Origin of the sequence: Desulfogranum marinum (assembly GCF_016918565.1) — a bacterium.
Classification (GTDB): domain Bacteria; phylum Desulfobacterota; class Desulfobulbia; order Desulfobulbales; family Desulfobulbaceae; genus Desulfogranum; species Desulfogranum marinum.
On sequence record NZ_JAFFQD010000038.1, the window covers coordinates 36,564 to 49,909 of the forward strand.

Annotated in this window: 13 protein-coding genes and 1 pseudogene; 5 read left to right on the forward strand and 9 right to left on the reverse strand. The window is 47.3% G+C overall.

Annotated elements, in window-relative coordinates; all coding sequences use genetic code 11:
- Nucleotides 1–50: 50 nt before the first annotated feature.
- The 3 genes from JWH17_RS18120 to JWH17_RS18130 are packed head-to-tail and all read right to left on the reverse strand — an operon-like array spanning nucleotide 51 to nucleotide 2,659.
- Nucleotides 51–1,805, reverse strand: a complete 1,755-nt coding sequence (locus tag JWH17_RS18120; protein WP_205224075.1) for an FAD-dependent oxidoreductase — start codon at nucleotides 1,803–1,805, stop codon at nucleotides 51–53.
- A complete protein-coding gene (locus JWH17_RS18125) occupies nucleotides 1,806–2,441 on the reverse strand; it encodes a ferric reductase-like transmembrane domain-containing protein (protein ID WP_232371172.1) in 636 nt (211 codons plus the stop codon).
- Between the two features lie 2 nt (nucleotides 2,442–2,443).
- Nucleotides 2,444–2,659, reverse strand: a complete 216-nt coding sequence (locus JWH17_RS18130) for a 4Fe-4S dicluster domain-containing protein (protein ID WP_205224076.1) — start codon at nucleotides 2,657–2,659, stop codon at nucleotides 2,444–2,446.
- A 149-nt stretch (nucleotides 2,660–2,808) separates the two neighbouring features.
- Here JWH17_RS18130 and JWH17_RS24175 point away from each other — a divergent pair, with 149 nt between their 5' ends.
- A complete protein-coding gene (locus JWH17_RS24175; protein ID WP_269755882.1) occupies nucleotides 2,809–2,940 on the forward strand; it encodes a hypothetical protein in 132 nt (43 codons plus the stop codon).
- A 73-nt stretch (nucleotides 2,941–3,013) separates the two neighbouring features.
- Here JWH17_RS24175 and JWH17_RS18135 read toward each other — a convergent pair whose 3' ends face one another.
- Complete coding sequence (locus JWH17_RS18135; RefSeq protein WP_205224077.1) at nucleotides 3,014–3,283, reverse strand: hypothetical protein; 270 nt, start codon at nucleotides 3,281–3,283, stop codon at nucleotides 3,014–3,016.
- A gap of 513 nt (nucleotides 3,284–3,796) precedes the next feature.
- On the opposite strand from JWH17_RS18135, the gene JWH17_RS18140 reads away from it, so the two are divergent.
- Nucleotides 3,797–6,076: an ATP-dependent helicase gene (locus JWH17_RS18140; protein ID WP_205224078.1), complete on the forward strand. Its 2,280-nt coding sequence runs from the start codon at nucleotides 3,797–3,799 to the stop codon at nucleotides 6,074–6,076.
- A 141-nt stretch (nucleotides 6,077–6,217) separates the two neighbouring features.
- Entirely contained in the window at nucleotides 6,218–7,594 is a 1,377-nt protein-coding gene (dbpA, locus tag JWH17_RS18145; protein WP_205224079.1) for an ATP-dependent RNA helicase DbpA, read from the forward strand.
- Between the two features lie 168 nt (nucleotides 7,595–7,762).
- On the opposite strand, the gene JWH17_RS18150 is transcribed toward dbpA, so the two are convergent.
- The 4 genes from JWH17_RS18150 to JWH17_RS18165 all read right to left on the reverse strand — a co-directional run bounded on the left by JWH17_RS18150 (nucleotide 7,763) and on the right by JWH17_RS18165 (nucleotide 11,443).
- Entirely contained in the window at nucleotides 7,763–8,530 is a 768-nt protein-coding gene (locus tag JWH17_RS18150) for an ABC transporter permease (protein ID WP_205224080.1), read from the reverse strand.
- Nucleotides 8,527–9,438, reverse strand: a complete 912-nt coding sequence (locus JWH17_RS18155; RefSeq protein WP_232371173.1) for an ABC transporter ATP-binding protein — start codon at nucleotides 9,436–9,438, stop codon at nucleotides 8,527–8,529. The genes JWH17_RS18150 and JWH17_RS18155 overlap by 4 nt, the downstream gene beginning before the upstream one ends.
- Nucleotides 9,439–9,448: 10 nt before the next feature.
- Entirely contained in the window at nucleotides 9,449–10,327 is an 879-nt protein-coding gene (locus JWH17_RS18160; protein WP_205224081.1) for an ATP-grasp domain-containing protein, read from the reverse strand.
- 219 nt (nucleotides 10,328–10,546) lie between these two features.
- Nucleotides 10,547–11,443 carry a LysR family transcriptional regulator gene (locus JWH17_RS18165; RefSeq protein ID WP_205224082.1) on the reverse strand — a complete coding sequence of 299 codons (897 nt, stop codon included), beginning with the start codon at nucleotides 11,441–11,443 and terminating at the stop codon, nucleotides 10,547–10,549.
- A 390-nt stretch (nucleotides 11,444–11,833) separates the two neighbouring features.
- Here JWH17_RS18165 and JWH17_RS18170 point away from each other — a divergent pair, with 390 nt between their 5' ends.
- Nucleotides 11,834–12,643: an SDR family NAD(P)-dependent oxidoreductase gene (locus JWH17_RS18170; protein ID WP_205224083.1), complete on the forward strand. Its 810-nt coding sequence runs from the start codon at nucleotides 11,834–11,836 to the stop codon at nucleotides 12,641–12,643.
- An 18-nt stretch (nucleotides 12,644–12,661) separates the two neighbouring features.
- A pseudogene (locus JWH17_RS18175) lies at nucleotides 12,662–13,000 on the forward strand (radical SAM protein); the annotation flags it as partial.
- Between the two features lie 131 nt (nucleotides 13,001–13,131).
- On the opposite strand, the gene JWH17_RS18180 reads toward JWH17_RS18175, so the two are convergent.
- Nucleotides 13,132–13,346, reverse strand: a 215-nt coding sequence (locus JWH17_RS18180) for a transposase (protein WP_205223768.1), incomplete at its 5' end; no start/stop codon positions are given.

Below are 13,346 nucleotides of genomic sequence, written 5' to 3' on the forward strand. Positions count from 1 at the left end.
GATCATTTTCACTTTCAAATGAGGAACAATCGGAGCCCAGCATTGCCAACTCATGTCGGCCAACTATCAAAAGGCTGCTTTTCAAATTGCATAGAGCCGTCACTGCCTTTATAGATATTGATCCAGGCGTTCCAATTTTCAGTATCCATTTCAGGATAATCAAGCCGAAAGTGGCTGCAGCGACTCTCTGTGCGCATCAGTGATGCTTTGAGCTTCATTTCCGCACTTATAATCATGTTGGCAGTTTCAAAAGCCAGCCGTAATTCATGCAAATCCGCAGCGCGCAGCATTGGCAGGTGATGTTCTCTCAACTCTTCAACGTATGCCAGCGCAGCCTTAAGAAGCCTTTCTTTTTTGATGTATATGATGAAATTGGGAATCATAATACCTTGCAGGGTCTGCGTTACCCAGGCAGGGCTATACCCAGACTCTCTTTTTAAAGGGGCAAGGATTTCTTCACGGACTTCATCCATTTTTGCTTCTGAAATTGCAGGCATTTCTACGCCCCGGCAATACTCGGAAGCCGACTGCCCGGCAACAGCACCCTGTACAGCAGAACCGGCCAACGAAGAGCCAATCTGGGTATAGATCGCCCCAGCCATGTAAGAGCCTAATGCATCACCGGCAGCATATAACCCTGGAATGTTTGATTCACACTTATCATTAATGGGTACCAGACCCTCCGACTTATGAATGGCCATACCTGCCGACGAACCACCCACAGGTTCCTCCCCCATACCTGGAGGGGGGGCTCCTCCTTCCCTTTCGGGCGGTCTACCACCTCGGGGCCCCTTTTCGCCCTGGGGAGGTCCATTTCGTCGTTTAAATTCTTCAGGAACATACGGTCCGCCCGCTACCACTTCGCGCCCTCCCGCCCCCGGAGGACCCATTTTTACTGCATTTCCTGTTGCATAGACTTTGTAGTTTAAATCCACCCCTAGATCATGGTGCACTTCAACCCCTGTTATACCTGGTTTTCGCTCAAACATGCCATGCCACCCGTCAAAGCAGGCTGCCGCATTTTTCGCTCGCCCAGGATGCCCGTCGTTCCACTCCTTGCCGGTCACTTTCGCGCCAATATTATAGGCCATAACCGTACCATCGTGGGTGAGGTCGCAAATGGGAAAGCCATTTGGCTTGAAACCACCGGCCCCGGTGCACAAAATTACGCTTTTGGCTTTAAAAATTAATATTTTTTCTTCATCCTGACTGAACCCGGCCGCACCTGCAACGCTGCCATTTTCTTTGATGAGATGAGTTATGACAATTCTCTCTTTGAGAGCAATGTTTCTCTCTTTAATCGGTTTGGTAAAATTCTTGTTGTACAGAGGTGATTCAAAAAATCCCCATTCCCGCAGCTCGTTGATACGGGCAAGCGAATGCTCTGCCATTTGCCGGGTATATACCTGATTATTGGTGCCCAGTGCTGAGCGCGTTACCGTAGCTACAAATTCATCCAGCGTCATTTTTTCAGAACTGGAATCAAATGCAAATATTCCCTTTGCAAAAGGAGTTTGCCCCGATGCCCCCAAACGTCCCTTGGAAACAAGCATAACCTTAGATCCTGCATCATGCGCCTTGACAGCTGCAAATAACCCGGCCATTCCGCCACCGATAACCAGCACATCTGCCTCATTTTCCGCATATGTCATTTTATCAACATCAATTGCAGGAATATTGGGGCTGCACTCCCCTTGCTCCGGAGACAAGCCCATAGCTGCCATTGCGGCAAGCCCTGCGGTCCCACCCGCAAGTGCCATAAATTTTCGACGGGACATGTCCGGTTTAGGTTGAGAACTTTTCATTTATGCCTCGCTGGTTTTCTTTTTTTTCAACATGTACGTTTTCAAAAGGAACAAAACCCCGCCACCTGTCAGCATGCTGATAAACAGAGACATGACAAGGGTAGAATGACGACCAAGGTTAATAACATGCCACGCAGCAATTATGGCAAACACCATTGCAAGCATGCCGTGAACAACCCGCCAGGTCTTGTATTGCATGGGCAGTCTTTTACGGACAAGAGACATCACTGCCAATGCAAGCATTAACGACCACGCGATGAGTCCAAGTACCACTCCCCGGTGCAGGGTAGTGATGATGGTGACAAAAGCATCGACAGGGGCAACGCCTGACTCAAAAAGTCTTGGTAGTACCAGTAAAAACGGATGGATCAATAAAACCATGACCACTATATAGCCGATGATTTTATGATATTTTATTATTTTGCTCATCGTAAGCTGTGCAACCGCAGATTTATTGGCTCGTGTCCAAAAAAACTGTCCCACCATCTGAAAAAAAGCCAGAATAGTGACGACGGACAGCGATTCTTTCAATAGCGAACGCTCAGGAAAAGTACTCATTGCCCAAATAAACAAAGGTAGTCCTGTAAAAATGATAACTGATTGCCATACGTTCTTTTTCTCTGTATTTGCTATCAACTTTACCCCCAGGAAACAACAACCGGAATGGATTTTTCCGGAGAAATAGTTATGGCATCAACCGGGCAATACATCCTGCAAAGATGGCATATCTGGCAGTCAGCCGGATATTTAATGAAAGCCTTCTTTGTTTTCACGTCCTGACGGAGAACATCAGTCGGACAGGTTTGGACGCAAATGCCACAGCCAATACACCCTTTTATATGTTCAATACTCATTTACAGGTCTCATGTATTTTTCGATGATACTGTCACCAAACCAATTGGCCCAAATTTCTCTTGAGCATCTTGCTCATTTTCTAAAACTTGCAATTTCAAATACATACAATCAGAATCAACGAGATACAAAATGCTCAAGAGGAATTTGAATGGAAGCCGGCATCAATCTTTTCTGGGATGTCTTGGAAAAATTAGCTATTACGTTCAAGGTCAGGCAAGCCATGACCACCGAGGCATGCGAACCAATTACCACAGGCATACAACTGATATTCCGAGGATAATTTTTTTAAGCATAACAAGGTATTGCCAAGACTCAGGAAGACTGAACGTAATAGCTATTTTTCAAAGTGGCCTTTAATCTCGCGGAGGCCTTCCGCCTTCCATACCTTCAGGAACAGCCACTATCTGACCTTCTATCTCCAGACAGGTGGCCTCTATTGTTTCTCCCCGCCGTCCTGAAAATTGAACCGTATCGCCAACAGCTTTATCTTTACATGCTGCGATAGCTTCAGGCGGGGGACCCTGTTGCCGCCTATTATCATTACCTGCTGTGCACCCTGTTGCAGGAATAACAGCAAGGAACATGAACAGTATCACCAGACTTTTTACTTTTTGTGTCATCATTTTTTGTCTCCTTTCCGGTTAACCAACCGAATGATTTTGTTATTTTGTTGCTTGAGAAGATACAGCTGCATTATGCAAGAAATTTGTAGGAAATAAGGAAATTGAATAAAAATGGGGGGAGAGCTGGATTTATTATAATCCAGCCCGTTTTTCTCATCAGAATTCGGGCTAATAGCGGCAGCGACCAAATCCTGTGGGCTAGGCTTGGTAAACGCAACCACCTTCGTTTTGTCGAGATACCTGTTTACAAAGGAATTTATCTACCGTCTCAAGTGTATTGGGGCTGGGTCCATAAATACGTATTTCACGCACGATGTTCATCTCTAACAGCTATTACGATACTGTTTTATGGGTATCCAATCCTGCATGCTTTATGTTATTCTCTTTCATGACCTGCCTCCTTGGTTATGGCTCAGGGGTGACTGTATATACGTTCATTTTAACCCACGTTGACAAGGGTGAAGGGTCTCTTCTTCACTCCATCCAACTCACAAACATTATGTCTAGACCCTGATGAACCTGACCCGCGAGCAATTACGTATAGTAGAACATAGCGGCGGGCATGCCCGTGTTAGTGCTGTAGCAGGTTCAGGTAAAACCACGACAATGGTAGCAAGGATTGGTCATCTACTGGAGTCTGGCGCTGTGGCCAAAAACATCCTGATCCTTATGTTTAACCGTTCTGCGCGTGATGCCTTTCAAGAGGCAATGGAAAAACACCTTGCTCATCTGAATAAACCTCTCCCTGAAGTTCGCACCTTCCATTCCTTTGGCCTACGACTGGTAAACAGTTTCTGCAAAAGGGGCGCCTTGCCCCAATACCGACTTGTAACCGAAGAGTACACCCAGGAACGAATTGCCAAAAAAGTAGCAAATGAAGCCTACCGTGATGCAGGAGAAGAAGACGGTTTTCTCATGGGAGAGGACATTGAAGAGTTTCTCAATTTCATTGACCAGGTAAAATCTACAGTTCGAGGACCTGAAAAGATTTTTCGCGAGCTGGATTTTCCTTCCCGGTTTCATTTTTTCCCTGAAGCATTTAGACGATTTGAGGAGGCCAGAAAAAGAGAGCGAATCCGCTTCTTCTCCGATCTAATACATGAACCGTTGATGGCGATACTTGATAGCGATGACCTCGCGAGGTGGGTGGCCAACAGGGTCGAACACATTATTATTGATGAGTACCAGGATATAAATGAATGTCAGCAGCAACTCATTAAGACCGTAGCAGGCACGCGTGCCAAAGTTATGGTCGTAGGTGATGTCGATCAGTGTATTTATGAGTGGAGAGGGGCCCAGCCGGAATATATAACCAAACGGTTTGCAATCGACTTTAAAAATCCTACGAATTACCAGCTCTCTTATACCTTTCGCTATGGTCACCAGGTCTCGCTTGCTGCAAATCACTTGATCGTACACAATAGGAAGCGGGATAAAAAAATATGCGTTTCCCACCAATCAACCAGCCATACCGAACTTTCCTGCATTGAAGAAGAAAGTGGAAAAGGAGTGTTGCAGGAGATTAGTGCCTGGAAGGAGAATGGTAGATCCCTCGCCGAAGCAGCGGTTCTGGTTCGCCTGTTTGCACAGACGGTTCCGGTGGAGCTTGCTCTGCTGGAGGCAGGTATTGCCTATCGCCTTGAGGGCGGTGCTGATGTATTTACCTGTAAGGAAATTAATGCCTTAATGGGGTACCTCAAACTCGGGTGTGGATCCCTTGCTGACGATTCTTCTGAAGATCGCCACAAGCAATTGGAAGCGATGTTTTCCCAGCCCCATCTTGGGGTCCGCAGAGAAGAAATTACGACGCTTGCTACTACCATTAGCCTGGATCTAGACAAGGGTGAAGGAATACTCAAACAATGGTGTGACGGCGAGGTTCCACCATTTATAAAAAAGCGTTTTACTGAGGCTGCTGAAACCTGGAAATGGCTCCAGCTCCGCAGTCACTCAGGGCCGGCAGGACCTTTTCTTAAAAAGCTTGTGCAAAAACTCAAACTGTATGAGTTTTATCATTCTTTTTCCGCCCGCGCTGCAACTGCCGAAAACAGAGTCAAAACCTGCAAAGCCTTTATCAACTTTGCCACCATTCATAATCTGACAATGGTGGGTTTGATTGAGAAGATACATTCGTTGCAGCAGGAAACAAATGTTGAACATGAAGAGAGTCTACTGCTTACGTCCATCCACAGAGCAAAAGGACTGGAGTGGCCTCTCGTTATTCTGCCAGGGCTTGAAAATGGGAGTTTTCCATTGTACAGGGAGCTGGAACAGGAGGGGAACCTTGAGGACGAGCGGCGGCTGTTTTATGTGGCTCTAACCCGGGGAATTGAAAAGGTCGCATGTATTCATCCACCTGACGCGAAACTGAAACGAAACATCGCTCAGTATCATAGTAAGCTACCTACAGGAAGTCTTCGGGCCAGCAGGTTCTTGTATGAGGCAAATATAGGTCTTTCAAGCGCCCTTGGCAGGTTATTGTCTGGAAAGTCTAGCGATAAGGACCTTGCAGCTGATGAAGTGCTTATAGCTGAGCGTTACCTTCAGGCTCTTGGAGTCAAAAGGAAGCTAATTCAGAAGAAGGCAACAACCAGTTCCACCACAAAACAGTCCACATTTCTCACGATAACAGACGTCTGTGAAGGTCTGATGGTCTTCCATCCCACCTTTGGTGCAGGGACTGTCACTGCGATTACGGACAAGAAGCAGGGTCGCCTCACCGTGCTCTTTGACGACCATGGAGAAAAGGTGTTACTTGCGGCTTACGCGAAGCTAGAAGCTTTGGCGGTCTAACCTCGATTTCTCATCAGTGCTTATGTGACTCATTGGGGGAAAAGACAGTAAATCAACTGACTCGTGTATAAGCCAGACACTGCTGGGTGTGGAAAAAATATAAATGGCCTTGCAGGCCTGGATTCAATAAAAAAGGGTTTCATGAGTGCTTTTACCGCTTTACCATTAACCAAGCCAATGATCGAAAACCTGGAGACCATGGGATACCAACAGATGACTCCGGTCCAGGCGGAGAGTTTGCCCCATGTGCTGAAAGGTGAGGACCTGCTGGCACAGGCCAAAACAGGAAGCGGGAAGACCGCAGCTTTTGGCATCGGCTTGCTGCATAATTTGAATGTGAAGCGCTTCAGGGTGCAGGCCCTGGTTATGTGTCCCACCCGCGAACTGGCAGAGCAGGTGGCCGTTGAGCTGAGGCGCATAGCCCGGTTTAAACACAATATCAAGATTGTAACTATCTGCGGTGGAGTTCCTTTCCTGCCCCAGCAAATTTCCCTGGAGCATCAAGCACATATTGTAGTGGGGACTCCCGGACGCATTGAACAGCATTTAAAACGCGGAACAATGAACCTTGATAATGTCACCACCCTTGTCCTGGATGAGGCCGACCGAATGCTGGATATCGGCTTTGCCGACAGTATTGAAGTCATCATGGGGTATGTTCCAAAGCATCGCCAGACCCTTCTTTTTTCCGCTACATTTCCAAAGCCGATCCTTGAACTGAGCACGCGTTTTCAGAAAAACGCGCACCGGGTGGTGGTGGATGCCGAGCACGAAGAAAACGTTATCCGGCAATATTTCTACGAAGCCGAGTTGGACAGTAAGCCCGCTGTTGCAGCTCAGGTTTTAGAGGCGTATAAGCCGTCATCAGCACTGATTTTCTGCAACACCAAACTGCAGTGCAAGTCTCTTTCTACATTCCTTAATGAAAAAGGTTTTTCATCTCTAGCCATTCACGGTGACCTTGAGCAGAAGGACAGAACCCAAACATTGGTGCGCTTTTCCAACGGCAGCACTCCCATTCTGGTTGCCACGGACGTGGCAGCCAGGGGCCTTGATATCTCAGGGCTCAGTGCGGTAATCAACTTTGACCTCCCCTTTGAGCCGGAGGTATATATCCACCGCATTGGCCGGACAGGCAGGGCCGGGAAAGAGGGAATGGCTTTTTCCCTTATGGAGCCCACGGAGCGCTTCAGGCTGGAAGAGATAAACACCCTGATGGGCACTACTTTTGAGGTGACTGATATCGAAACGCTTGAACCATCAACCGAAGAGAGCGCTACCCCTCCCATGGTAACCTTCTCCATAAATGGTGGACGTAAGACCAAGCTTCGGCCGGGAGATATCCTCGGTGCCCTGACCAAGGATGCGGGAATCCCTGGAAGTTGCGTGGGCAAGATTAATTGCTTTGCGCTTTATTCCTACGTTGCCATCGAGCGCACCATGGCCGATAAAGCCGAGAAAGCGCTCTCCAAAAACAAGATCAAAGGGCGGCATTTTATTGTCCGCAGACATGATTAACGGAGATTAATCCTCCCTAAAAAAGGAAGGTGGTCAATCGTCCATTTCAAAAAATGGTAATCGTTCACCGCACCTCATTTTTGTACACGATCGGTCCACCCTACATACTTTGAATCCGGCACAGCCTGAACTGATGGGAAATCGGAGCTAAATATGTATTGTAACTTTTCAGGTTCTTATCCCCACTCCTTTTTTCAAAAAATAGATATTGGCTGAAAAAAGTGCCACCGAAAAAAAAACCAGCATGGACAAGCCTATGAAAATGCTGATATCGGAGATGCCCAAAAAGCCGTAGCGAAACCCGTTGATCATGTAGACTATGGGGTTGGCTTTGGATACCCCTTGCCAGAAACCGGGAAGCAGGCTCAACGAGTAGAAGACACCGCCCAGGTACGTAAGTGGAGTGATTACAAAGGTGGGGATGATGGAGACATCGTCGAATTTCCTGGCAAATACGCCGTTGATAATTCCTGCCAGCGAAAACACGAAGCTGGTCAACAAAGCGAAAAGCACAGTGTAGAAAAGGCTGTGAATGGGCAGCCTGACAAAAAGAAGACTGACTAAGGAAACCAGAAAACCTACACTTAGTCCCCGCACCATTCCGCCGGATGCGTAGCCGAGTATGATCACCCAGTTGGGGGTTGGGCTTACCAGGAGTTCCTCGATGTTGCGTTGAAATTTGGCACTGAAAAACGAGGAAACAGTGTTGGTGTAGGAGTTGGTGATAATCGACATCATAATCAGCCCCGGAGCGATAAATGCCATGTAGCTGTACCCTTCAATCTCTCGCAACTGGGAACCGATGAAACTGCCGAAAATAATAAAATAAAGGCTTAATGTGATAACCGGAGGTACCAGTGTCTGTATCCAGATACGAAAAATCCGGATGATTTCTTTTCTGGCGATTGCGCCTAATGATATCAAATTTTCCTTCATTTGTTTACCAGCTCCATAAACAGCTCTTCCAGCCTGTTGGACTTATTGCGCATGGATTCGACCACGATGCTGCATGAGGAGAGATGATCGAAAATTGCATTCATAGACTGCTCTTTTGTCTTGGTTACTTCCAGGGTTGTCTCGTCAACCGGGGTAAAGTTTGTCCCTGCAAGCAGAGGAATCTCCCTACCAGCCAATGGGCTGACTTCAAACACAAACGTCTCATGGTCCAATTTCCTGAGCAGCGTTTTCTTGTCTGTATTTTCGATTATCCCGCCTTCGCTGATGATGGCAATAGTATTACAAAGTTGTTCCGCCTCTTCCAGGTAATGGGTGGTGAGGATGATGGTTTTGCCCTTGCTGTTGAGATCCAGCAGGAAGTCCCACATGCCGCGCCGCAGCTCGACATCCACCCCGGCCGTTGGCTCATCAAGGATCAGCAGTTCCGGTTCATGGATAAGTCCCCTTGCAATCATGAGCCTTCGTTTCATGCCTCCGGAAAGTTCCCTGGCAGGGCTGTCACGTTTCTGCCAAAGCCCCAGTTGCCTGAGATAGCGCTCTGAATTGGCTAGAGCTGCATCCCGTGGGATACCGTAATAGCCTGCCTGCTGGGTGACGATATCCTGTACTTTTTCAAAAATGGAAAAATTGTATTCCTGTGGAACAACACCGATAAGTTTCTTGGCCCGGGGGAAATCCTGGTCTATATCGACCCCGAAAATCTCCACCTTGCCGTCACTCTTTGTAACAAGGGACGTTATGATGCCGATGGTGGTGGTCTTCCCTGCTCCATTTGGACCAAGCAGACCGAAAAAATCGCCTTTGGGAACCTCCAGGTCAACCCCTTTTAGCGCTTGAAATCCACTTGCATAGGTCTTTTGGAGATTCGTGATAGAAAGGGCATTCATCAGGAGTGTATTACCTCGTCATTTCAATAAAATAATCAACAATTTGCCGGGGCAGATCTGTTTCGTCCAGTTTGGATATCTGCATGATTCCAGTGGGACAGGTAATATTAATCTCGGTCAAGTATTCTCCTATAAAGTCGAGGCCGGAAAAATGGATGCCCTGTTCGACCATCCATGGCCCAACGTCGTCAACAATTTTTTGCTCGCGGGGCGTGAGCCGTGTTTTCAGGGCATCGCTACTGGCAAAATTAGCATGATAGCCGCTCCTTGGCTTTCTCATTGCCGCCCCCAACACTCGATCGCCGAGCATGATCACACGTTTGTCTCCCTCATACACCCGCTCGAGAAATTGCTGCACCATAATTGGAGAGCGCCCACCATCGGTGAAATCCTCGATTGTTTCATCCTCCCCCGGCTCTATCCGGCGAACCGACTTCCCCTGGAAGCTATCCAGGGACTTGATCACACAGCTTCCGTGTTGATCGATAAATTTCTTTATCAATTTCGGGCTTGCACTGACCAAGGTAGGAGGCATATGGGAGGAAAACGGCAGAGCAATCAGCTTCTCATTAAAATTACGCAGGGCTTCCGGACAGTTTATCACCGGAGTATCGGAGAGGGAGAGCAGCTGGGTGGCATAATGAAAGGCAAGATCATAGGGCGGCTCCTTTCTCATAAAAATAAGGTCATATTCGTCCAACCCCCTGCAGTGCTCGGTCCCGTCTTCGGCCGTCCCAATCACCAATGGTTGACCGGAAAAGTGAAGCAAGTCCATGGTGGCTGTTTCGACCTCAATTCCCTGGAGCCGTGCCTGCCTGATAAGGGCAAGCGAGGTATCTGTTGCTTCGAAAAGTGCCTCTATCGGATCGAGTATGACGAGCCATTGCATAGTGTATATCCTTTTGTGGTGCCTTTGAATGATCGTTGTCTACAAGAAAACAACAGTGATAAGAACGGACGCTCTTTTTGTCAAAAGTTTGAAGCGCTACCGATTACTCTTTTCACAGATAGCCATTGTCCCGCAAATGTAATTATTCATCGAATATTCAAAAAATTACCCGTACCAAAAAGCTGTAAATAAAACCATTTACCACCGGGTAAAACTTCCTTATTGCTGATCCCAATATGGCGGGTTACCATAACATTCGCCAAAATAGTCGATAAAAACTCGTACTTTTGGCGCCAGCAAGCGCGAGCTTGGATAAACAGCCCAAATGGCGGCCTCGGTCACCAGCGGATAATTTTTCAAAACCTGCACCAAATCCCCCCTTTTGAGATGTTGATAGACGCTCCATGTAGCGTTCATCGCTAGCCCCAACCCATCTACGCAAGCATCCCGGACTGCTTCTCCATGATCGGTGCGAAAGCGTCCCTTTGTTTTGATACTCACCTGACCCTCCGGGGTATCAAATACCCAGCTTTCAAGGCCCACTAAATGAATACATTGATGATTACGCAAATCTTGCGGTGAAAGGGGCTCACCAAACTCTGCCAGGTAATCCGGGGATGCGCAAATAATCCTCTTGTCAGGTGCCAGTTTGCGGGCAATCAGGGTTGAACTTTTCAAATCGGCATTGCGAATGGCAATATCAAATCCACCTTCAACCAAATCAACTATTGTATCTGTCAACCGCAAGTCTATAGAGAGGTCTGGGTAGCGCGTTAAAAAACCCTTTAATGCGGGCATAAGATGCATTCGGCCAAAAGACGAAGGAGCTGTAACCCTTAAGGTTCCTTTTGGCAAAACGTCTCCGGCACCGACAGAGGCTCGAGCGGCTTCAATACTTGCCAGCACCTCTTCTGCGTGCGGGAGAAAGGCCACCCCCTCTTCGGTCAATGACACTTTTCTGGTGGTTCGGTGGAGCAGGCGTACACCAAGCTCTTCTTCCAGTTTGCTTATATGCGCACTTGCTACTGCTGGCGACAACCCTAACTCGCGCCCGGCGGAGCTGATATTGCTGGTTATGGCTAACCGGACAAAGAGTTTGAGGTGTTCAATATTCATTTTTCATTGTCAACAAAAAGTATAAACTGATTATCTATTTTACCTAATTATCAAACTATAAAATGGCAATTATAGTCTCATCATGCAATCAGAAATTGAACATTTGCTCATTATAAAAATCAAATGGGATAGTCATTGTTCAGCAGCACCCACTTGTAAAGATTCAAGGTCTGCCGATGTTGGTCAACCTGAGCACCCTGGCGCAAACACTTGAACAAAGTGTGATTACGATCCAAAAGATAATGAATACTGAACGGAAGCTCTGATTATCAATAAATCCTAAAAACTGATTCGCATATTATCTCTATTATCAACAAATAGAAACATTGTTACATTTCACTGCAATAAACAAGTGCATGGGTACATGCAACAAAGCCAGGAGACAAGAGTATGAAAAAAACAATTCTTCTTACAGGGGCCACCGACGGAATCGGGTTGGAAACAGCCAGGACACTGGTCTCCTTAGGCCACACAGTCTTATTGCATGGCCGCAACCCGGAAAAACTCGACAACGTAGAAACTATGCTCTCGACGCTGCCCGATGGTGGAGTTGTTGAAAGCTACGTAGCTGATTTATCCGACATGACAGGCGTAGAAACAATGGCAAAAGCTGTGACAGAAAAGCACAAAAAACTTGATGTGCTCATCAATAATGCCGGTGTTTATAGCACGTCCACCCCGCTAACCAAGGACGGGCTTGACGTCCGCTTTGCGGTGAATACGATTGCACCCTACCTGCTGACCAAAAAGCTTTTACCACTGCTTGATGCATCCGGACGAGTCATCAATCTGTCTTCTGCTGCCCAGTTCCCGGTCGATCCAGCAGCCCTGGCCGGCAAGGCGGAGCTGTCCGACGGTGCGGCCTATGCTGAAAGCAAACTGGCACTGACGATGTGGTCTCGGCATATGGCGCTTTCGCTCAAAAATGCCGGCCCTTCCATTATTGCGGTCAATCCCAAATCAATGCTGGGCACCAAGATGGTGAAACAGGCCTACGGCGTGGCCGGCGGCGACCTGCGCATTGGTGCGGAAATACTCACCCGCGCGACCTTGTCCGATGAATTCGAAGGTGTTTCCGGACAGTATTTTGATAACGATATTGGACAATTTGCCTCGCCGCACCCCGATGCACTCAATCCTCAAAAATGTGAAGAAATTGTTGGTGTTATTGAGGAGATATTAACGCAAAGTGCGCGATAATACACAAAGGACAGAGATATGCAATACCAAGGAAAAATATACCGTCCATGGCCTGAGGCCAACAGTTTACTGATTCAGACGACCTTGGGCTGTACCCATAACAAATGTACGTTCTGCGACATGTTCAGGGAAAAAAGATTTCGCATCAGAGATATCGAGGACATTTTCAAGGATATCGATGAAGCCGGGAGCACGATGCACCGGGTCGAATCAATCTTTCTTATCGATGGAAACGTACTGGCCTTAAAAACCCCGTTTCTCGTAAAGATTCTTGAAAAAATCACTGCAACCTTTCCGGAATGCGCAAAAATTTCCCTGTATGCCGGGTTAAATGATCTAAGACGTAAGGGAATCTCGAATAAATGGTTTATTCCCCAGCGTCTTTAATTATGCGATAAATATGGAAATCAGGGTCAATTCAACATTTAAATTTTCGTGTTTTTGGGGTTGCAGCGAACAACTCAATCGCCCTGAAACCCATTTTCCTGCTATGTTACAAGCAATGTGCCCAGCCGATCCATATTGTACGCAAGGTTTCTCATCCCAATCTTCACCGTCGCCCTTGCCAGGCCGACTGTTCTTACAAGCAAATTTCCTGCCTTCTGGGTTTGCGCACCGAAAACATGCTCAACCCTTACACGAACCTTCGATTTGGTCCTGTTACTCTTCTGTTCCCGAGCTGTTAGCTTTCGGTTCCGAGTGC

Coding starts and splice junctions, on each gene's coding strand:
- JWH17_RS18170 (WP_205224083.1), top strand. CDS start 11,834: ATGAAAAAAACAATTCTTCTTACAGGGGCCACCGACGGAATCGGGTTG.
- JWH17_RS18140 (WP_205224078.1), top strand. CDS start 3,797: ATGAACCTGACCCGCGAGCAATTACGTATAGTAGAACATAGCGGCGGG.
- JWH17_RS18165 (WP_205224082.1), bottom strand. CDS start 11,443: ATGAATATTGAACACCTCAAACTCTTTGTCCGGTTAGCCATAACCAGC.
- JWH17_RS18130 (WP_205224076.1), bottom strand. CDS start 2,659: ATGAGTATTGAACATATAAAAGGGTGTATTGGCTGTGGCATTTGCGTC.
- dbpA (WP_205224079.1), top strand. CDS start 6,218: ATGAGTGCTTTTACCGCTTTACCATTAACCAAGCCAATGATCGAAAAC.
- JWH17_RS18120 (WP_205224075.1), bottom strand. CDS start 1,805: ATGAAAAGTTCTCAACCTAAACCGGACATGTCCCGTCGAAAATTTATG.
- JWH17_RS18160 (WP_205224081.1), bottom strand. CDS start 10,327: ATGCAATGGCTCGTCATACTCGATCCGATAGAGGCACTTTTCGAAGCA.
- JWH17_RS18150 (WP_205224080.1), bottom strand. CDS start 8,530: ATGAAGGAAAATTTGATATCATTAGGCGCAATCGCCAGAAAAGAAATC.
- JWH17_RS24175 (WP_269755882.1), top strand. CDS start 2,809: ATGGAAGCCGGCATCAATCTTTTCTGGGATGTCTTGGAAAAATTAGCT.
- JWH17_RS18135 (WP_205224077.1), bottom strand. CDS start 3,283: ATGATGACACAAAAAGTAAAAAGTCTGGTGATACTGTTCATGTTCCTT.
- JWH17_RS18155 (WP_232371173.1), bottom strand. CDS start 9,438: ATGAATGCCCTTTCTATCACGAATCTCCAAAAGACCTATGCAAGTGGA.